This window comes from Luteimonas campi (assembly GCF_051162505.1).
Lineage (GTDB): Bacteria > Pseudomonadota > Gammaproteobacteria > Xanthomonadales > Xanthomonadaceae > Luteimonas.
Genome location: NZ_JBNWEM010000006.1, coordinates 190,772 through 210,290, shown reverse-complemented (window position 1 = coordinate 210,290; position 19,519 = coordinate 190,772). Strand labels below are relative to the sequence as shown.

Genomic DNA, 19,519 nt, shown 5'->3' with positions numbered 1-19,519 from the left:
CGTTCCGCAGGAGGCGGAACTCCCCCGCATGACGACGATCCTGGTTGCCGACGACCATCCCCTGTTCCGCGAAGCCCTGCGCGGCGTCGTCGGCCGCAACATCCCCGGCGCCGAGTTGCACGAGGCCGACAACGCCGACGGCCTGTACGCCATGGCCGACGCCCACCCCGACGCCGACCTGCTGCTGCTCGACCTCAACATGCCCGGTGCGCAGGGCTTCAGCGCGCTGGTGCACCTGCGCGGGCTGCACCCGCAGCTGCCGGTGGTGATGGTGTCCGCGCGCGAGGAGCCGGCCGTGGTCCGGCGCGCGCTCGACCACGGCGCGATGGGCTTCATTCCCAAGTCCTCCAATGCCGACGCGCTCGGGGCTGCGCTGCGGCGGGTGCTCGACGGCGACCGCTTCGTGCCGGACATCGCCGGCGCCGCGCCGCAGACCGCGCAGGACGAGCACGACGTCGCCGCGCGCATCCGCGAGCTGACCCCGCAGCAGTTCCGGGTGCTGCAGATGCTCGGTTCGGGCAAGCTCAACAAGCAGATCGGCTACGAGCTGGGCGTGTCGGAAGCGACGATCAAGGCGCACATGAGCGCGATCCTGCGCAAGCTCGGCGCGTCCAACCGCACCCAGGCGGTGCTGATGGCCGGACGCCTGTCGGTCGATCCCGAGCAGGTGGTGCCGCTGGAGGACGAGGCGGACTAGCCGTGGCGAGCCTGCCGCGGGTGCGCAGGCTCAGGCGTCGGTGTCGATCCGGTGCTGCGCGGTCAGGAAGGCACGCAGCGAGGCCGGCTTCACAGGCTTGGTCAGGACCCGGTAACCGCGCTTGCGCGCGGCCTGCTTGAGCGCATCGCTGCCATCGGCGGTCAACAGCGCGCCCGGGATGGCGCGTCCGGCCTTGGCGCGTAGCTCATCCAGCGTGTCCAGGCCGTCTAGCCGGTCGTGCAGGTGGTAATCCACCAGCAGCACATCGGGCGCCGTCGCCACCTGCTCCAGCGCCTCGTCCACGGTCGTGGCGAGCACCGTGGTGACCTGCCAGCGCGACAGCAGCGCCTCCATGCCCGCCAGGATGTCGCGGTCGTTGTCGACGCACAGCACGGTCAGCCCGTGCAGATCCTGGTCGACGTGCATGCGCGGGGTGGCGCCGGTGTTGGCGGTCAGGGCTGCGCCGCGCGGCACGACGATCGAGAACATGCTGCCGCGTCCGACCACCGAGCGCGCGTCCAGCGCATGACCGAGCAGGCGCGAGATGCGCTGGCAGATCGACAGGCCCAGGCCGAGGCCGCGGCCGTCCCAGTCGAAGGGCTGTTCGTAGCGGTGGAACTCGTCGTAGATCTGGCGCATGTGGTGTTCCGGGATGCCCGGTCCCGAGTCCCAGACCTGCAATGCGATGCCGTCGCCGCGCGGGCGCGCCGCGAGCACCACGCGGCCGCGCGGGGTATAGCGCAGCGCGTTGGCGATGAAGTTCTGCAGTACCCGCCGCAGCAGCCTCCGGTCGCTGCGTACCGGCAACAGCGGCGCATACACGCGGATCGCGATCGAACGCGCGGCGGCCATCGGCGCGTACTGCGCGGCCAGTTCCCGCATCAGCGCACCGGCGTCGAAGTCGGAGATCTCGGGTTGCAGCTTGCCCGCGTCCAAGCGCGAGACGTCGAGCAGGCCGTCGAGCAGTTCCTCGGCCGCGCGCAGGGCGGTATCGACCCGTTCGGCCAGGTGCGCCTGTTCCTGCGGATCGGCGCTTTCGCGCAGCGCCGAAGTGAACAGGCGGGCGGCGTTGAGCGGCTGCAGCACGTCGTGGCTGACCGCGGTCAGGAAGCGCGAACGCGACTCCTGCGCGGTTTCGGCCTCGCGCGTGCGTTCGGCCACGCGCTGCTCGAGGTGCTCGTTGATCTCGCGCAGCTCGCGCTCGGCGCGCTTGTAGTCGGTGACGTCGCTGTAGCTGGTCGCATAGCCGCCGCCCGGCAGCGGCTGGCCGCGCAGCTCCAGCACCTGGCCATTGGCGCGCACGCGCTCGCTGACATGGGGCGACCCGGCGCGCATGTACTCGATGCGCTTGCCTACCTCGGCCTCGATCTCCTCGGCGCCCAGCGGACCGAGTTCGCCGCGCTCGGCGTTGTAGCGGATCAGGTCGGCGACCGGGCGGCCGATGTAGAGCATGCCGTCGGGATAGTCGAACAGCTGCTGGTAGCGGCGGTTCCAGGCCACCAGGCACATGTCGCCGTCGACCACGCTCACGCCCTGGTCGATGTTCTCCAGGGTGTTGGACAGGATCTCGCGGTTGAAGCGCAGCTCCTGGCCGGCCTCGTCGAGCACGGCGACCACCTCGCCGACCTCCATGCCCGAACCCTTGAGCACGCTGGTCACCACCAGCCGCGCCGAGGCCGCGCCGACGGCCGCGGCCAGCAGGCGCTCGGTGAACTGCACCCAGTTGCGGTCGGCGCGCGCCTGCGGCTGCAGCTCCTGCGCCAGTTCGTGTGCGTGCTGCTCGAACGCGCGCTGCGCGGTGCGCTCGCCGACGATGCGGCTGGCCAGCACCAACAGGTCGCCGATGGCCACGTTGCCCTTCCATTCGCCGGCCGCCAGCGCGCTGCGCTCGGCGTAGGGGTCGAGGAAGGGCGCGGCGCGCAGGCGCTCGTCGAGGTTGGGGCGCCAGCGCGCCGACACCAGCAGCAGTGCGCCGATGTTGGCCAGCAGCGACCAGAACGTGCCATGGGTGAGCGGGTCCCAGCCCCACAGCCCGAACAGCTGGCGCGGCCGCAGCCAATGGATGCCGAACGGGCCGTCCTGCACCCAGGCCGGATCGAACCAGCCGGCGTCGGTGAGCGTCGGCAGCAGCAGCGTGTACAGCCACACCGCGAAGCCCAGCACCAGCCCGACCTCGGCGCCACGCCGGCTGGCGCCGTGCCAGTACAGCCCACCGATCAGCGCCGGCGCGAACTGGGCGACCGCGGCGAACGACATCAGCCCGAACGAGGCCAGCGAGGCATCGCTGCCGCTGGCGCGGTAATAGCCCCAGGCCATGCCGGCGATGCAGACGATGGCGATGCGCCGGATCCACAGCACCGTCGAGGCGACATCGCCGCGGTGGCGTTCGGCCCAGCCGCGGCGCAGCAGCAGCGGCATCACCAGGTCGTTGCTGACCATGGTCGCCAGCGCCACGCTGGCCACGATCACCATGCCGGTGGCGGCCGAGAAGCCGCCCACGTAGGCCAGCAGTGCCAGGGTGTCACGCTGCTCGGCCAGGGGCAGCGCCAGCACGAAGCTGTCCGGCGCCACGTGCGGCGCATTGCCGAACAGCACCATGCCCGCACTGGCGATCGGCACCACCATCAGAGTGACGATCACCAGGTAGGCGCCGAACATCCAGCGCGCACGGCGGATGTCGGCGACGTTGCCGCATTCGACGATGGCCACGTGGAACTGGCGCGGCAGGCAGAAGATCGCGGTGAACGCGAGCAGGCATTGCGCGGCGAAGCCCACCGGCGGGGCCACGTCGACCAGGGCGCGGGTGGCGGCCACGTAGTCGACATCGCGCGCGCCGAGCCAGCCGCTCGCGAACATGCCCACGGCCACCAGCGCCACCAGCTTGACCAGGGACTCCAGCGCCACCGCCAGCATCATGCCCGGCCGGTGCTCGGTGGCATCGACCTGGCGGGTACCGAACAGGATCGCGAACAGGGCCATCAGCGCGGCCACGTACAGGGCCGGATCGCCCAGCGCCGGGCCGTCGGGATCCTGCCCTGCCAGCACCACCACGCTGATCGCCACCGCCTTGTACTGCAGGGCGAGGTAAGGAACCGCGGCGATCAGGGCGATGGTGGCGACCAGCGCGGCCAGCGGTTGCGAGCGGCCGAAGCGCGAGGCGATGAAGTCGGCGATCGAGACGGTGTTCTGGCTCTGCGCCACCTTGGCCATGCGCTCGAGGATGCGCCAGCCGAACAGCAGCAGCAGCAGCGGGCCCAGGTAGATCGGCACGTAACCGATGCCCGAACGCACCGCGGTGCCGACCGCGCCGTAGAAGGTCCAGGACGAGCAGTACACCGCCAGCGCCAGGCTGTAGACCAGCGGGCGCAGCCAGGGCCGCTGCGGGTACAGCGGATAACGGTCGCCGATCCACGCCACCGCGAACAGCAGCGCGGCATAGCCGACCGACACCAGCAGCAGGACCCAGCCCGGCAGCATCCCGCCTCCCCCGTTCGAAGCGCCCCGGAGTGTAGCGCGGCCGCGCACCTGTGCCCCCGGCCCCAGTAGGCGCGGCTCGGGCGCGACCACCCTGTCCGACCCTCACCTCCCCAACATCGAGGCCGGGCGTCTCTATGTCGCCCGCACCGCTTAACGCCTTTCCGCCCTCCAGTATGGCGGAACCGGGCCGACGGGGGGGAACGTATCTGTGGCTTGCGGACCGAGGCCGCCCCGGCCCGGGGCTTGCTCCCCGGCTCGGTCAGCCATCCATGGCTGACTCGCCGCCGCAGCGCATCCATGCGCTGCTATCCGCAACCCCCGGCCCGTGACGGCTACGGGCCTCTCGCTGTTGGCTTCGATCGTCAGAAAAGCGAACGCATAGTGGCCGAAGTGCCGGACCAACAGACTCAGTGAGCCGCGCCCTGACGGCCGGGGGTTGCGGCAAAGCAAGACATGGATGTCTTGCGCGCGAGTCAGGACAGGATGTCCTGACCGAGCGAAGAGCGACCCCCGGTCGGCAGGGCGCGGCGTCCGTCCGAAGTCCGGACAGATCGTCTCCAAGAGGAGAAGACATTCGTGAGTTGGAGAAGAACCAAACAAAAGGCCCGCCTTGCGGCGGGCCTTTGGATGACTGGACATGCGTCCGTTGAAAGGCGCTCCCGCTTGACCAGACGTTCGTCTGTTGAAAGCCGCGGGGATGACGCAATTGTTGCCGCGCCGAAGCGCGGACAACTGCGTCACTTGATCTTGCCTTCCTTGTAGATCACGTGCTTGCGGACGACGGGATCGTACTTCTTGATCTCCATCTTGCCGGGGGTGTTCTTCTTGTTCTTGTCCGTCGTGTAGAAGTGGCCGGTGTTGGCCGACGAAATCAGACGGATCTTGTCGCGCTTGGATGCCATGACCTTCTACTCCTCAGACCTTCTCGCCGCGCTTGCGCAGGTCGGCGAGCACGGCGTCGATGCCGTTCTTGTCGATGGTGCGCAGGGCAGCCGTGGAAACGCGCAGCTTCACCCAGCGGTTCTCGCTGGCGACCCAGAACCGGCGCTCGTGCAGGTTCGGCATGAAGCGGCGGCGGGTTTTGTTCATCGCGTGCGACACGTTGTTGCCGGTCGTCGTACGCTTGCCGGTGACTTGGCAGACTCGGGACATTGCACACCTCGAAAGTGTCATGGTGCCCCCCTTGGCCAGGGAGGCGGCGGCCCCGGCGGGCGCGGCCCGAAGGCCATGCCTGCCACGCGTTGCGGGTTCAGGTTCGCTGGGCGGGGGCGGGCGGAAAGCGCGTGTCCGGCCGGTCCGTGCCCGGGACGGCGGAACGTCCGGGCGCAGCGAGCCGGGCATTATGCCCGCAGCCGGGCCTGTGGACAAGTCGGGTCCCGAGCGGGCGCGATCAGGGTGCCGGGGTCGTCCCCACCGGCAGGCGCACGATCACCAGCGAGGGATCGTCCGGGTCGGGCTGCATGGCGAAGCCGAGCTGCGCGCACATCGCCAGCATGCCGCGGTTCTGCCGCAGCACCTGGCCTTCCACTTCCTGCAGGCCGAGCCAGCCGGCGACCTCTATCATGATGGTCATCAGCTGCCGGCCCAGGCCCTGGCCCTTGAGGTCGGAACGCACCAGGATCCCGTACTCGCCCGCCTGGTAGTTGGCGTCGGCGTGCAGGCGTACCGCGCCGAGCATCGCGCCGGCCGGGTCCACCGCCAGCAGCGCGATCGAGCGCGCGTAGTCCATTTGGGTCAGGCGCGCGATGAACTCGTGGCTGAAGTGCTTGACCGACTGGAAAAAGCGCAGGCGCAGGTCCTCGTCGGTGACGTGGCGGAAGAACTCGCGGAACAGTTCCTCGTCTTCCGGGCGCACCGGCCGCACCTGCGCGGGCTGGCCGCTGTCGAGGGTGATGCTGCGCTCCCACTCGCTGGGATAGGGGAAGATCGCGAACCGCGGATGGCCGCGGCCCTTGTGCAGGGCCTCGACCGGGCCGACCAGGATCCGCGCGTCCACCGCCACTGCGCCACGGTCGTCCGCGAGCAGCGGATTCAGGCTCATCTGCCGGATCTCCGGCACGTCTGCCGCCAGCTGCGCCAGCTTCACCAGCGCCAGGGCGATCGCACGTTCGTCGGCCGCCGGCTGGTTGCGGTGCGCCTTGAGCCGGCGCGCAACGCGGGTGCGCCCGATCAGTTCATGGGCCAGGCGCAGGTCCAGCGGCGGCAGCGCCAGCGCCAGGTCGTCGACTACGCGCACCGCGGTGCCGCCCCGTCCGAACACGATCACCGGGCCGAACACCGGGTCGTCGGCGATCGCCGCGATCAGTTCGCGCGCGTGCGGCCGGTCCACCATCGCCTGCACGGTGACGCCGCGGATGCGCGCATCCGGGCGTCGCTCGCGGGCCAGCCGCAGTACCTCGGTGGCGGCATCGCGCACGGCGCGTGGGCTGGCGAGGTTCAGGCGCACGCCGTCCACCACGCTCTTGTGGGCGATGTCGGGCGAATCGATCTTCACCACCACCAGGCGCCCCGCCGCGAGCAGGGGCGCCGCGACCTCGACCGCGGCGTCCGCGTCGGCCGCGGCCAGCGGCGCCTCGTAGGCCAGGCCGTAGGCGGCCAGGATGCGCGCCGTGGCCTGCGGGTTGAGCTGGACCTCGCCACGCGCCACCGCGGCCTGCACCAGCGCGCGCGCGGCGGCGGCATCCACGGTGAAATCGGCGGGCAGGCTGGGCGGCGTCTCCATCAGCGCCTGCTGCGCCTCGCGATAGCGCACCAGGTGCATGAAGCCGTGCACGGCCTCGGTTTCGGTGGTGTAGCTGGGCAGGTGCGCGGCGTGCAGCGCCGCATGCGCCTGCGCATCGCTCGACAGCCAGACCGCGAACACGGGCTTGCGCGCGGCCGCGCCCCGGCGTCGCGCCAGCGCATCCACCAGGGCCTGCGCCGACTCGGTGGGCGGGGACAGCGCGGTCGGCACGTTGACCACCAGCAGCGCGTCGTTGTCGGGATCGGCGAGCAGGGCTTCGACCGCCGTCGCGTAGCGCGCGCCATCGGCATCGACCACGATGTCGACCGGGTTGTCGCGGGACCAGCCTCCCTGCAACAGCTGGTCGAGCGCGTGCACCGTGTCCTCCGACAGCGTCGCCAGCGTGCCGCCCATCCGCTGCAACTGCTGGGCGGCTAGCACGCCGACACCGCCGCCATTGCCCAGGATCGCCAGGCGCCGGCCGGGAAAGGTGCGCAGGGCGCCGAGCGTCTCGGCGGCGGCGAACAGGTCGTCCAGCGCCTCGACCTGCAGCAGGCCGGCGCGCCGGAACGCCGCAGCGTGCACCGCATCGGCCGGCGCCAGCGCACGCAATCCCACTTCCGCGATGCTCTGCGGCGGCTGCGGGCGCGCCGGTTTCACCACCACCACCGGCTTGGCGCGGGCCGCGGCGCGCGCGGCCGACATGAACTTGCGCGCATCGCCGATGTGCTCGACGTAGAGCAGGATCGAACGGGTGCGCGGATCGGTGGCGAGATAGTCCAGCAGGTCGGCGAAATCGACGTCGAGCGCATCGCCCAGCGACACCACCTTCGAGAACCCCACCGAACGCGCCATGCCCCACTCGATCAGTGCCGCGGCGATCGCGCTGGATTCGGACACCAGGGCCAGTTCGCCCGGCTGCGGGGTGCCGGCGGCGATGCTGGCATTGAGCCGGGCGTGGGTGGACACGATGCCCAGGCAGTGCGGACCGAGAATGCGCATGCCGCGTGGCCGCGCGGCGCGTTCGATGCGCGCGTGGAACGCGGCGCGGCCCGCGCCGAGTTCGGCGGTGAGCAGCACCGCGGCGCCGACGCCGAGCGCGGCGGCTTCCTCGACCAGATCGGGCACCACTGCCGGTGGCGCGGTGATGACCGCCAGTTCCGGCACCCAGCCCAGGTCGCGCAGCCGGCGCACGGTGGCGATGCCGTCGATCTCGCGGTGACGCGGCGTGACCCAGCCGACCTGTCCCGCATAGCCGGACATGAGCAGGTTGCGCATCACCGCGCGCCCGGCCGAGCGCTCGCGCGGGCTGCCGCCCACGACCGCGATCGAGGCCGGAGAAAACACCGAATCCAGGCGCCAGGTGCTCATCGCCGCACAGTATCGCGCATGTGGTTGCACCTGGATGAGCGGAGTGCTGGCCGGCGCAGGGGTGAGAGTGGAACTGCTACGTGCAGCCGGGGTAGAGGCGCCCCTACGAAGAGCGGTTTCCACTTCTGCGTGAGCGGCCTTGGGTCGCGAACGCCTTTCGCGCGCAAGCGCGCTCCTACGGGAACAGTGCGTGTTCCGTGGGAGCGACCTTGGTCGCGAATGCCCTTCGCGCGCGAGCGCACTTCCACCAGGAGCAGCGCCCCTTTGGTGGGAGCGCCCCTTGGCCGCGAATGCCAGTCGTGGGCGGGCATCCCGGGTCTGCACCTGGTGCGGGCGCGCGCGGCAGGCTGCCCCCCGCATCCTCGCGTCTGTCGGCCGCAGCGGCGGGTGGCCGGATCAGCGGTTGCGCAGGCGCTCCAGCACGCCGTCCAGCGCGTCGAGGTTGGCGTAGTGGATCACCAGCTTGCCCTTGTTGGCGCGGCCATTGTGGATGCTGACCTTCGCGCCCAGGGAGGCGGACAGTTCGTTCTCCAGGGTGGCGATGTCGGGCGCGGTGGCGCCCTTGCTGGCCGGCTTCTTCTTCGACGAGACGGGCACCTTGCCCGCCGCGAACTGCGCCGCGCGGTGCTCCACCTCGCGCACCGACCAGCCGTGCTCGGCGGCATCGTTGGCCAGCTTGACCGCCAGCTCCGGCGCCAGCGTCAGCAGCGCGCGGGCGTGGCCCATCTCCAGCCGCCGCGTCTCCACCAGATTGCGGATCGGCGCGGGCAGCTCCAGCAGGCGCAGCAGGTTGGACACCGCGGCGCGGGAGCGGCCGACGGCGCCCGCGGCGGCGGCGTGGGTGAGGTCGAACTCGTCGATCAGGCGCTGCAGGGCCTGCGCCTCCTCCAGCGGGTTGAGATCCTCGCGCTGGATGTTCTCGATCAGCGCCATCGCCACCACGGTGCGATCGTCGACCTCGCGCACCACCACCGGGATCTCGGCCAGGCCGGCCTCCTTGGAGGCGCGCCAGCGGCGTTCGCCGGCGATGATCTCGTAGGTGCGGTCGGGCAGGGCGCGCACCACGATTGGCTGGATCACGCCCTGGGCCTTTATCGATTCGGCCAGCTCGGTGAGCTTGCCCGCGTCCCACTGCCGGCGCGGCTGGTACTTGCCGGCGCGCAGCGCGTCGATCGGCAGCGTGCGCAGCGTGTCTTCCGGCGCCGCTTCGAGTTTCGGCGCTTCGGCGGCCGCCTTTGGCCCGAGCAAGGCCTCCAGGCCGCGGCCGAGGCCGCGCTTCTTCGCTGGCGCGGGCTTGGCGGTGCTCATGCCGGGGTCTCCGTCACGTTCGCTTCCTTCTGCTGGGGTTCGCGCGAGGCCTGCTCGCGTTCGCGGCGGTGGCGTTCCACCTCGCCGGCCAGGCCGAGGTAGGCGATGCCGCCCCGGGAGCCGCGGTCGTAGCCGATGATGCTCTGCCCATGGCTGGGGGCCTCGGCCAGGCGCACGTTGCGCGGCACGATGGTGCGGAACACCTTGTCGCCGAAATGCTCGACCAGCTCCGCCGACACCGCATTGGCCAGGTTGTTGCGCACGTCGAACATGGTGCGCAGCACGCCCTCGATCTCGAGCTGCGGGTTGAGCTGGGCCTTGAGCGCGTCGATGGTCTGCAGCAGCGCGGTGAGGCCCTCGAGCGCGTAGTACTCGCACTGCATCGGCACCAGCACGCTGTCCGCGGCGGTCAGCGCATTGAGCGTGAGCAGGGACAGCGCCGGCGGGCAGTCGATGATGATGTAGTCGTAGCGCGGGCGCAGCGGTTCGAGCGCGCGCTTGAGCCGCTGCTCGCGGCCTTCCTCGTCCATCAGCTCGATTTCCGCCGCGGTCAGGTCGGTATTGCCCGGCAGCAGGTCGTAGCCTTCGGCCGTCTCCATCAGCGCGTCCTCGGCGTGCACTTCCTCGAGCAGCACGTCGCAGGTGGAGGCGGGCAGGTCGCGCTTGTCGATGCCGCTGCCCATCGTGGCGTTGCCCTGGGCGTCCAGGTCGATCAGCAGCACCCGCTTCGGGGTGGCGGCGAGCGCGGCGGCCAGGTTGACGGCGGTGGTGGTCTTGCCGACGCCGCCCTTCTGGTTGGCGATGGCGATGATGCGGGCCATGGGTCCGGGAGCCTTTGGTAGCGGCGGAGGTTGGCCGCAGGGCGCGGCCCGGACAGGGGATTATGCCGCGCCGGCGGCCGATCGGCTTGGATGGTGCCCGATCCGGTCGGCGCATGCCCGTTCCTGGTCCTCCAGCGCGCTCAGTCGCGGCGTTCGACCACCACCAGGTGGCGCTCGGCGGCCAGCCCGGGAACCTGCAGCGGGTGCACCGCCTGCAGCCGCCAGCCGGCGGGCAGCGCGGCGATCTCCTCGTCGGGGCGCACCCCCTTCATCGCCAGCAGGCGGCCGCCGGGGCGCGGCAGGTGCCCGCCCACGGCCAGGATGTCGGGAAGGGTGGCCAGCGCGCGGGCGGTGATCGCGGCGTAGGTGCCGGGTTCGTCCAGCGCTTCGGCGCGGCTCTCGGCCACGCGCGCATTGCCCAGGCGCAGGGCGCGCACGGCCTCCCGCAGGAAGCGCGCCTTCTTGCCGCTGGACTCCACCAGGGTCACCTGCAGGTCGGGGCGGGCCAGCGCCAGCGGAATCCCGGGCAGCCCCGGGCCGGTGCCCAGGTCGGCGAGGTTGTCGAGGCCGTCCAGGTGCGGATGCATGACCAGCGAGTCGAGCAGGTGCAGGGTGACCATCTGGCGGGGATCGCGGATGGCGGTGAGGTTGTAGGTCGCGTTCCAGCGCTGCAGCAAGGTCAGGTAGTCCAGCAGCGGCGAGGCCAGCGCGCGGTCGAGGGCGAGCGCGTCGAGTCCGGTTTCCAGATCGGCGCGCAGCGCCGCGACGTTGGGATCTGTCATGACGGCATTGTAGGGGGCGGCCGGCTGGCGCCGATCCGGCCGCGTGTCGTAGCACCCGGCCCTGCCGCGAGGCGCGGATGCCGCTGTCCTGATGGAGGCAGGCAGGTGCGAACACGCCTCGTCGCGCTGCGTGCCGGAGCGGTCGCAGCCCGGCTCAGCGCCCCTGGGCCGGCACGTCGGCGGGCATCGCGCGCCAGGCCAGCGTCGCCAGGTAGTCCGGTTCCGGACTGAAGGCGTGCAGGCGCCATTCCGCCGGCAGGCCCAGGGCGGGATCGCAGGCGCTCAGCCGCCAGCCTTCTCCCTCGGGGCTGAATTCCAGCCGCTCCAGGCCGAAGGCGATGCCGCGCCCATGCGCCTTGAGCACCGCTTCCTTGGCGCACCACAGGCGCACGAACCAGCGCTCGGCCTGGTCGTGCGGCAGGGCCGACAGAGCCTCGGCCTCGGCGGCGGTGAAAAAGCGCCGCGCCAGGGTCATGGCATTGGGCCTCGGCCGCAGCCACTCGATATCGGCGCCGACGCGGGCGCCCTGCGCCAGCGCCACCAGCAGGCGTTCGCCGCTGTGGCTCCAGTTGGCGTCGTGGCCGGCCTGGGCCGGGTCCAGATGGGGACGCCCATGCACGTCCCGCTGCAGGCCCAGCGCGGCCTCGGGCGCGGCCAGCGCCTGCGCCAGCCAGCGGCGCGCCTGCGGCTCGGCCGGCTCGCCGCGACGATAGGGAAACCAGGCGCAGCGGACGGGTCCGATGGCGAGGCTGTGGTCGGTATGGGGCATCGGCGCGCGCCGGATCCTTCGTCGGAACGACGCGTCAGCGTAAGCTAGCCGGCGTGGCGGCGTGAATGGATCCGCCGGTCGGGACGCATGGCGGCAGTCATCCAGCACAGCTCACAACAGCCTCTCTCCAGCGGTCCGCTGCCGGCGGGCGACGGCGCGGCGCGCTTCGCCTTCGACGGCGAGGGCGCCACCGCGCGCGCGCAGTTCGCCGCCCATGTCCGCGCGCTGGCCGCGCGCCTGCCCGATGCCGCATACGCGGTGAACCTGTGCGAGGACCGCTACCGTTTCCTCGTCGCGTTCTGCGCGGTGGCGATCCGCGGCCAGGCCAACCTGCTGCCGCCCAGCCGCACCCGTGCGGCCATCGACGAGGTGCGCGCACGCTACCCGGACAGCTACTGCATCGGCGACGGCGATGCCTGCGGCTGCGATGCGGCGCTGCGGCCGGAAGGCCACTTCGTGGCCCTGCCGGCCACGCTGCCGATGCTCGAAGGCGCTCCGCTGCAGGTCGACGATGCGGCCGTGGTTGCGATCGGCTTCACCTCCGGCAGCACCGGCGCGCCTTCGCCCAATGCCAAGACCCTGGGCTCGTTCCGCACCAGCACCGCGCAGAACCTGGCCGCATTGGCCAGCCTGTGGCCCGCGGGAACCACGCCCGACGTGGTCGCGACCGTACCGCCTCAGCACATGTACGGCGTCGAACTGTCGGTGATGCTGCCGCTGCTCGGTGGCGCCGCCGTGCACCGTGGTCGCCCCTTCTTCCCCGCGGATATCGCGCGTGCGCTCGACCATGCGGCCGCGCCGCGGCTGCTGGTGACCACGCCGGTGCACCTGCGTGCGCTGCTCGAATCCGAGGTCGCGCTGCCGTCGCTGGCCGGCATCGTCACCGCCACGGCCCCGCTGTCGCGCGAACTCGCTGCCGCGGCCGAGGCCCGCTTCGGTTGCGAAGTGCGCGAGACCTTCGGCTCCACCGAGACCTGCATCTTCGCCTTCCGCCGCACCGCGCAAGACCTGGCGTGGACGCCCTACCCGGGCGTGCGCCTGCAGCCGCGTCCCGACGGGACCCTGGTGTCGGCATCGCATCTCGCGCAGCCGGTGCTGCTGGCCGACCTGGTCGGGCTGCAGGAGGATGGCCGCTTCGTGCTGCACGGCCGCCAGGCCGATCTGCTGGAGATCGCAGGCAAGCGTGCGTCGCTCGGCGATCTCACCCGCCGCCTGCTGGCGCTGCCCGGCGTGCGCGACGGCGCGATGGTCCAGCTCGATGCCGGCACCGCCGGAGTGCGCCGCATCGCCGCGGTCTTCGTCAGCGACAGCCTCGACGAGGCGATGGTGCGCGAAGCGCTGCGCGGCAGCGTCGATCCGGTGTTCCTGCCGCGGCCATTGCGTCGCGTGGATGCGCTGCCGCGCAACGAGACCGGCAAGCTGCCGCGCGAGGCGCTGCTGCGGTTGCTCGACTCGGGCGACGGCCAGGCCTGACGCCGCCGGGCCCGCGATCCGGCCGAGGCACGGGCCTTGGTCAACCGTGCAGGCGCCTCCCCAGCCCGGCCTCGACCCGCTGACATCCCCGTCACGATCCCGCTGCCAGCATGGCCCCGCTCCGAACGGAGTGTGACCACAACTTCACGGGAGACAGCGCATGGGCATCATCATCTGGCTGATCGTCGGCGGCATCGTCGGCTGGCTGGCGAGCATCATCATGAAGCGCGACGCGCAGCAGGGGATCCTGCTCAACATCATCGTGGGTATCATCGGCGCGCTGATCGGCGGCTGGCTGATCGGCCCGATGGTGGGCGCCGGTTCGATCAACGACGGCATCTCGGTCATGAGCTTCATCGTGTCGCTGATCGGCGCGGTGATCCTGCTCGCGATCGTCAACCTGTTCCGTCGCGGGAGCGTCCGCTGACGCGACCACGTCATGCAGGGACGCATGAGGCCCGGCCGATGCCGGGCCTTTTTTGTTTCCATGCTTGGGAACTTCCACAGCATCAGTCATCCGGACCGCCGTCTCCGGTGAGGGTCGCTCCGGGCCGGGGATTGCTCCTCGGCTCGATCGCCATCCCTGGCCGACTCGCCGCCGCAGCGCATCATGCGCTGCTCTCCGCAATCCCCGGCCCGGAGCGACCGCTGCCTGCCAGTGGCGTGGTTTCGAAACAGAGCAGCATCGTCGCCGCCAGGCGCATCGCGCTGCTGCCTTGGCCACACTGATCACTTGCGCTCGAATACGCCGCGGCCGGCAGCATCTGGCTGGAGGGCGAGGGTAGTCTCCGTGACGACGGGCCGGAGCGCGTAGCCGGCTGACCGAAGCCGACGGGCAGCCACTCCCGGCGACCGGCTCTCCCACAACGTTGAACTTCTGCGTGGAGCCTGGGCGGACTCCGTGGAAGGAGCAGAGCCAATGCAAGCCGGGCGGCCTTCTCGTCGCGCATGCATCGATGAACCGGAGCCGCCCCGCGCCGTTTGGCTTCACCGGCGATTGAAGGCCGAGCGCACAGGATGCGCACTCCCGAAACAGGAGTCGAACCATGTCCAGCCCCACCGCGTTCCGTCGTACCGCCCTGGCCCTGGCGACCGTCGTGATGCTGCTGGCCGGCGCGCCCGCCATGGCGCAGGAGCCGCTGACCGCTGCCGAGGTCCGCAGCAAGCTCGAAGCCCAGGGCTATACCCATATCAACGATGTCGAGTTCGACGACGGCGTCTGGACTGCCGACGCGCGCAGCGCCGACGGCAACCGGGTCGAACTGTCGATCGATCCCAAGACCGGCAACGTGTATCCCGACGAGCAGGTCGCCAATCTGGGCGAGGACGACGTCAAGGCCAGGCTCGCCGCCGCCGGCTATGCGAATGTCCACGACGTCGAGTTCGAGAACGGCGTGTGGAAGGCGGAGGCCGAGGACGCGCAGGGCAAGGACGTCGAGCTGCGCATGGATCCGACCACCGGCGAGGTAATCGGCAAGGCCCGCGACTGAGGCCCGTCCGCCCGTCCGAACGCCATCGCAGGCGATGCGGACGCGGTGCTCAAGCGGACACTGGCGCCCGCACCACGGATCCCGGGCGGTTGCACCCCGCCCGGGATGCTTGCCGTGTGACGCGCCGGATTCCTGTCCCCGCGGACGCGAAATCCTCGACTTGCCGCAGCCGCCTTGACCGCCGGCACCGGGACGGGGCAGCGTCCCGTCCAACCCCGACGCAGGATTGATCCATGACATCGGCTGCACAGGAACTCGAACGCTTCGTCCACGATGCGCTGGCGGCCGGCGCATCGCGCCAGGAGGTCGAGGCGGCCCTGGTGGCGGCGGGTTGGAACCCCGGCCAGATCCGTGGCCCGCTGGCCGCTTGGGCCGAGATGCCCTTTGTGGTTCCGGTGCCCAGGCCGCGCCCCTATCTGTCCGCGCGCGACGCCTTCCAGTACCTGGTGCTGTTCACCACGCTGTACCTGTCGGCCTGGCACCTGGGCAGCCTGCTGTTCGACCTGATCGAGATCTGGCTGCCCGACCCGGCCGATCCCGCCTATCGCGTGCAGGGCCTCGATCGATCGATGCGCTGGTCGGTGGCGACGCTGCTGGTGGCATTCCCGGTGTTTGCGTTCACCGCGCACCGGATCGGCCGCGAGGTCGGGCGCGATGCCTCGCGCCGCCTGTCGGCGGTGCGTCGCTGGTTGACCTATCTGACCCTGTTCATCGCCGCCGCGGTGCTCATCGGCGACGTCATCGTGCTGGTGCACAACCTGCTCGGCGGCGAGCTGAGCCTGCGCTTCGTGCTCAAGGTGCTGGTGGCGGGCGCGATCGCCGGCGCGATTTTCGCCTGGTATCTCGCCGACCTGCGCGGCGAGGAGCGTGAGGCATGACCCGCCCTGGCGGGCGCGCGCTCATCGTCGCCGGCGTGGTGGTCGCCGCGACGATCGCGGCCGCCCTGGTCCAAACCGGCCTGCCCGGCGCGCAGCGGCAGGCGCGGATCGACGAGCGGCGGGTGCAGGACCTGCAGCGGATCGACAGCGCCATCCAGGCCCATGCGCGCCAGCACGATGCGCTGCCAGCTGGGCTGGACCGGCTCGACCCCGCCACCGCCGGCCAGCTGTCGCTCATCGATCCGGAAACCGCGACGCCTTACGAGTACGTCACCGTCGATGCGCAGCGCTACCGCCTGTGCGCCGTGTTCGCGACCGGCGGTCCGGGCCGCGGCGGATACGATCCGACCGGCGGCTGGGCGCACCCGCCCGGCGCCCATTGCTTCCAGAGGCGGGTGGACAGGGGCGGGGCGCGCTGACGGTCCGCCGCCTGCGCGGGCGTGTCGTCCGCTCCACCGCCCCAGGCTGACGCGGGCCGAGGGACTCGAAAGCCGGAACGGCGGCTAGCGCTTCGATGATCGATCATGCCGCGGTCTCACGCGGCGCCAGCGGCGACGAGATGGCCTGCAATCAACCCGCGAGCCGCACCCAGGCAGGCGCGTGGTCGCTCGGCCGCTCCCAAGTGCGCGGTTCGCGGTCGACGCCGGACTCAACCGCCTGCGCGCGCAGCGCGTCCGAGACCAGGGTCAGGTCGATACGCAGGCCGAGATTGCGGCGGAATGCCGCCTGCCGGTAGTCCCACCAGCTGAAGATGCCGGCCTCCTCGCTGTGCAGGCGGAAGGCATCGTGCAGCCCCAGCGCCAGCAGCCGCTGCAGCGCATCGCGCTCGGCGGCCGAGGTGAGGATGTGTCCGTCGTTCCACACGGTGGGGTCGTGCACGTCGCGCGCATCCGGAGCGATGTTGAAATCGCCCAGCACCACCATGCGCGGATGCCGCACCAGTTCGTCGGCCAGCCAGGCGCGCACCGCCTCCAGCCAGCGCAGCTTGTAGGCGTACTTGTCGGTGCCCACGTCCTGGCCATTGACCACGTACAGGTTGACGATGCGCACATCGCCGACGGTGGCCGCGATCACCCGCTTCTGCTCGTCCTCGAAGCCGGGAATCCCGTACTGCACCTCGCCGATCGCGCGGTCGCGCGCGAGGATCGCCACGCCGTTATAGGTCTTCTGCCCGCAGAACACGCTGCGATAGCCCAGCGCCGCGAGCGCGTCGTCGGGGAAGCGCAGGTCGTCGAGCTTGGTTTCCTGCAGGCCCACCACGTCGGGTGCGAAGGACTGCAGCCACTGCGTGAGGTGCGGCAGGCGCACGTTGAGCGAATTGACGTTCCAGCTGGCGATGCGCATGGGGTTCCGGTCGTTCTCGTCGCGGGCGGCTGCCGCCGCCATCGGCCGGGGACTATGCCACAGCCGGCGCGGCGCCATCCCTGCGCAGCAGTTGCTCGACGGCGGGCTCCTCCAGCGGGCGTCCGAGCAGGAAGCCCTGTCCGTCGTCGCAGGCCAGCGCGCTGAGTTCGGCGAGCTGCCCGGCATCCTCGATGCCGGCCCCGACCACGCTCATGCCGAGGCCATGCGCGGTCGCGATCACCGCCGCCACGATCTCGCGCTGGCGCAGGCCGGCGAAACGGTCGAGCTTGACCACGCTCACCGGGATGCGCGACAGCCGCGCCAGCGAGGTCACCGATGCACCGAAATCGTCCACCGCCAGCTGCACGCCGAGCGCGCCCAGCTCGGCGAGCGCGGCTTCGATCCGCGGATCGTCCTGGACCAGGTCGCGCTCGCCGATCTCCAGCCGCAGCGAAGCGGCGGCGACCTCCCGTGCGGCCAGCGCGCGCCGCACCTGGTCGGCGAATCCCATGGCGCGCAGCTGGTTGCCCGATACGTTGACCGCCATCACCAGCGGCGCGGCGGCGGCCCCCTTGGCCGATCCCGAGGACCAGGCGGCCAGGCGCGCGCAGGCGGTATCGAGTACCCACTCGCCGATCGGGCCCATCAGTCCCAGGCGTTCGGCGGTGGCCAGGAAGTCGCCCGGCAGCAGGGTGCCGCGCACGGGGTGGCGCCAGCGCAGCAGGGCCTCGAAGCCGAGCAGGCGCTGGTCGCCGAGCGAGAGCATCGGCTGGTAAACCAGCGCCAGCTCTCCGCGCGCGAGCGCGTGCTGCAGGTCGGCCTCGAACTGCAGCGGACCCTCGTCCTTGCGGTCGGAACCGTCGAACACATGGAAACCGTTGCGCCCCTGCTGCTTGACCCGGTACATCGCGGTATCGGCATTGCGCAGCAGTTCGGCGGCGCAGGTCGCCGGGTCGTGGGTCACGGCAACACCAAGGCTGGCGGACAACCGCACCTGCAGGCCGGTGCCGACGGCGAAGGGTTGCGCCAGGGCGTCCACGATCCGTGCGGCGATCTCGCGCACGCTGGCCTCGCACTGGACGTGCTCGCACAGCACCACGAATTCGTCACCGCCCAGCCGCGCCACCGTGTCCTCGCGTCGCCGCAGCGCCGACAGTCGCGCCGCCAGCTGCACCAGCAGTTCGTCGCCCACCTCGTGGCCGTAGCCGTCGTTGACCGCCTTGAACTGGTCCAGGTCGACGAAGATCAGCACCACCCGCCCCGGAGTGCGGTCCAGGCGCAGCAGCGCCTGGCCCAGCCGGTCCATCAGCAGGTAGCGGTTGGCCAGCCCGGTCACCGGATCGTGCATCGCCTGGTGGGCCAGCGCGCGTTCGGCCAGCTTGCCGGCGGTGACGTCGCGGGTGGAGGTGAGCACGCCCACCACCTCGCCGGTTTCGTCGGTCTCCGGCGACAGGGTGGTATGGAACCAGCCCTGGCTGCCGTCGGGGTGCTGCATCGAGAACTCGTGCTCGCAGCGCTGGCCGGTGCGCAGCACCTGGCGCAGCGCGGCTTCCCAGGAGTCGGCGGCTTCGTGGTCGGGGCCGATCTCGCGATCGGTGCGGCCCACCAGCTCGTGCAGCGGGCGCCCGCGCAGGCGCTCGCCGGCCGGATTGATGTAGCGGTAGCGCAGGTCCGGCGCGTACTGCGCGATCGCATCGGCCGAACCATTGAGCACCGAACGCAGCTGCGCCTCGATCCGCGTCAGCCGGGCGCTGGCCGCGGCCGAGGCTTCGGCCAGGCGCGCCATCTCCTGCTCGGCCAGCACCCGGCGGGTGATGTCGTGGGAAATGCCGAAGGTGCCGACGATCCGGCCCTCGCCGTCGCGCAGCGGAAACTTGCTGGTGGACACCCAGCGCAAGGGGCGGTCCGGGAAACTCTCGCATTCCTCCTTGTCCAGGATGGGCACGCCGCTGCGGATGATCTGCCGCTCGTCGGCCAGCGCCGCTGCGGCGTGGTCCTCGGAGAACAGGTCGAAATCGGTGAGCCCGCGCATCGCGTCCTGGCTCATGCCGTGCTGCTTGCACATGCCCAGGCTCACGCGCAGGAAGCGGCTGTGCAGGTCCTTGAAGTAGATCACCTCGTCGGAGGCATCGAGCAGGTTGCGGATCCAGACCTGGTCGATCGACTCCTGGCCGCTCGCGGCGGGCAGACAGGGCGGCACGCCGGAATCGGGAGTCGGTCTCATCGTCGTGCCTGTGCTTGCGTGGGCCGCGGCGGGATCGGCCGGCGATTGTCCCGGGCGCGGGGGTGAACGCCGCGTCGGCTGCCCGGGGCTGCTCTGCCCGCCCGCGGCCCGACCGCCGCTGGCAGGCGGAGGCAGGCAGGACTGGAGCGCTGCGCAGGCAGGG

Annotated in this window: 16 protein-coding genes; 6 read left to right on the top strand and 10 right to left on the bottom strand. The window is 71.2% G+C overall.

Translation table 11 applies throughout. The annotated features are described in order from the left end of the window. Nucleotides 1-28: 28 nt before the first annotated feature. On the top strand, nucleotides 29-697 hold the full coding sequence (locus ACQYVW_RS16320; RefSeq protein WP_434934834.1) for a response regulator: 669 nt from the start codon (nucleotides 29-31) through the stop codon (nucleotides 695-697). Between the two features lie 30 nt (nucleotides 698-727). Here the strand turns inward: ACQYVW_RS16320 and ACQYVW_RS16315 are convergent, their stop codons facing one another. The 8 genes from ACQYVW_RS16315 to ACQYVW_RS16280 form a co-directional block, all read right to left on the bottom strand. Continuing rightward, nucleotides 728-4,174: a NahK/ErcS family hybrid sensor histidine kinase/response regulator gene (locus ACQYVW_RS16315; RefSeq protein ID WP_434947704.1), complete on the bottom strand. Its 3,447-nt coding sequence runs from the start codon at nucleotides 4,172-4,174 to the stop codon at nucleotides 728-730. Nucleotides 4,175-4,911: 737 nt separating this feature from the next. Continuing rightward, nucleotides 4,912-5,076, bottom strand: a complete 165-nt coding sequence (gene rpmG, locus ACQYVW_RS16310; protein ID WP_027070918.1) for a 50S ribosomal protein L33 — start codon at nucleotides 5,074-5,076, stop codon at nucleotides 4,912-4,914. A 13-nt stretch (nucleotides 5,077-5,089) separates the two neighbouring features. Further along, entirely contained in the window at nucleotides 5,090-5,326 is a 237-nt protein-coding gene (gene rpmB, locus ACQYVW_RS16305; protein ID WP_146385816.1) for a 50S ribosomal protein L28, read from the bottom strand. Between the two features lie 238 nt (nucleotides 5,327-5,564). Then, nucleotides 5,565-8,267: a bifunctional acetate--CoA ligase family protein/GNAT family N-acetyltransferase gene (locus tag ACQYVW_RS16300; protein ID WP_434947703.1), complete on the bottom strand. Its 2,703-nt coding sequence runs from the start codon at nucleotides 8,265-8,267 to the stop codon at nucleotides 5,565-5,567. A gap of 396 nt (nucleotides 8,268-8,663) precedes the next feature. Further along, the gene (locus ACQYVW_RS16295) at nucleotides 8,664-9,575 is read right to left on the bottom strand and encodes a ParB/RepB/Spo0J family partition protein (RefSeq protein WP_434935489.1); all 912 of its coding nucleotides are present in this window, start codon (nucleotides 9,573-9,575) and stop codon (nucleotides 8,664-8,666) included. Next, nucleotides 9,572-10,396: a ParA family protein gene (locus ACQYVW_RS16290; RefSeq protein WP_434935490.1), complete on the bottom strand. Its 825-nt coding sequence runs from the start codon at nucleotides 10,394-10,396 to the stop codon at nucleotides 9,572-9,574. Before ACQYVW_RS16290 ends, ACQYVW_RS16295 begins: the two co-directional genes overlap by 4 nt. A gap of 140 nt (nucleotides 10,397-10,536) precedes the next feature. Beyond that, nucleotides 10,537-11,178 carry a 16S rRNA (guanine(527)-N(7))-methyltransferase RsmG gene (gene rsmG, locus ACQYVW_RS16285; protein WP_434947702.1) on the bottom strand — a complete coding sequence of 214 codons (642 nt, stop codon included), beginning with the start codon at nucleotides 11,176-11,178 and terminating at the stop codon, nucleotides 10,537-10,539. Between the two features lie 154 nt (nucleotides 11,179-11,332). Then, on the bottom strand, nucleotides 11,333-11,947 hold the full coding sequence (locus ACQYVW_RS16280; RefSeq protein WP_434947701.1) for a 4'-phosphopantetheinyl transferase family protein: 615 nt from the start codon (nucleotides 11,945-11,947) through the stop codon (nucleotides 11,333-11,335). Between the two features lie 87 nt (nucleotides 11,948-12,034). Here ACQYVW_RS16280 and ACQYVW_RS16275 point away from each other — a divergent pair, with 87 nt between their 5' ends. The 5 genes from ACQYVW_RS16275 (at nucleotide 12,035) to ACQYVW_RS16255 (ending at nucleotide 16,207) form a co-directional block, all read left to right on the top strand. After that, a complete protein-coding gene (locus tag ACQYVW_RS16275; RefSeq protein ID WP_434947700.1) occupies nucleotides 12,035-13,420 on the top strand; it encodes an AMP-binding protein in 1,386 nt (461 codons plus the stop codon). A gap of 160 nt (nucleotides 13,421-13,580) precedes the next feature. Next, nucleotides 13,581-13,847 carry a GlsB/YeaQ/YmgE family stress response membrane protein gene (locus ACQYVW_RS16270; RefSeq protein ID WP_434935497.1) on the top strand — a complete coding sequence of 89 codons (267 nt, stop codon included), beginning with the start codon at nucleotides 13,581-13,583 and terminating at the stop codon, nucleotides 13,845-13,847. A 619-nt stretch (nucleotides 13,848-14,466) separates the two neighbouring features. Further along, nucleotides 14,467-14,910, top strand: coding sequence for a PepSY domain-containing protein (locus tag ACQYVW_RS16265; protein ID WP_434947699.1), 444 nt, complete (start codon nucleotides 14,467-14,469; stop codon nucleotides 14,908-14,910). Between the two features lie 233 nt (nucleotides 14,911-15,143). Then, nucleotides 15,144-15,788 (top strand): DUF5671 domain-containing protein, encoded by a 645-nt coding sequence (locus tag ACQYVW_RS16260; RefSeq protein WP_434947698.1) that lies wholly within the window; start codon nucleotides 15,144-15,146, stop codon nucleotides 15,786-15,788. Then, the gene (locus ACQYVW_RS16255; RefSeq protein ID WP_434947697.1) at nucleotides 15,785-16,207 is read left to right on the top strand and encodes a hypothetical protein; all 423 of its coding nucleotides are present in this window, start codon (nucleotides 15,785-15,787) and stop codon (nucleotides 16,205-16,207) included. The genes ACQYVW_RS16260 and ACQYVW_RS16255 overlap by 4 nt, the downstream gene beginning before the upstream one ends. A gap of 151 nt (nucleotides 16,208-16,358) precedes the next feature. Here the strand turns inward: ACQYVW_RS16255 and xth are convergent, their stop codons facing one another. Then, nucleotides 16,359-17,132 (bottom strand): exodeoxyribonuclease III, encoded by a 774-nt coding sequence (gene xth, locus ACQYVW_RS16250; RefSeq protein WP_434947724.1) that lies wholly within the window; start codon nucleotides 17,130-17,132, stop codon nucleotides 16,359-16,361. A 52-nt stretch (nucleotides 17,133-17,184) separates the two neighbouring features. Further along, on the bottom strand, nucleotides 17,185-19,356 hold the full coding sequence (locus ACQYVW_RS16245) for a putative bifunctional diguanylate cyclase/phosphodiesterase (RefSeq protein WP_434947696.1): 2,172 nt from the start codon (nucleotides 19,354-19,356) through the stop codon (nucleotides 17,185-17,187). Nucleotides 19,357-19,519: the final 163 nt, after the last annotated feature.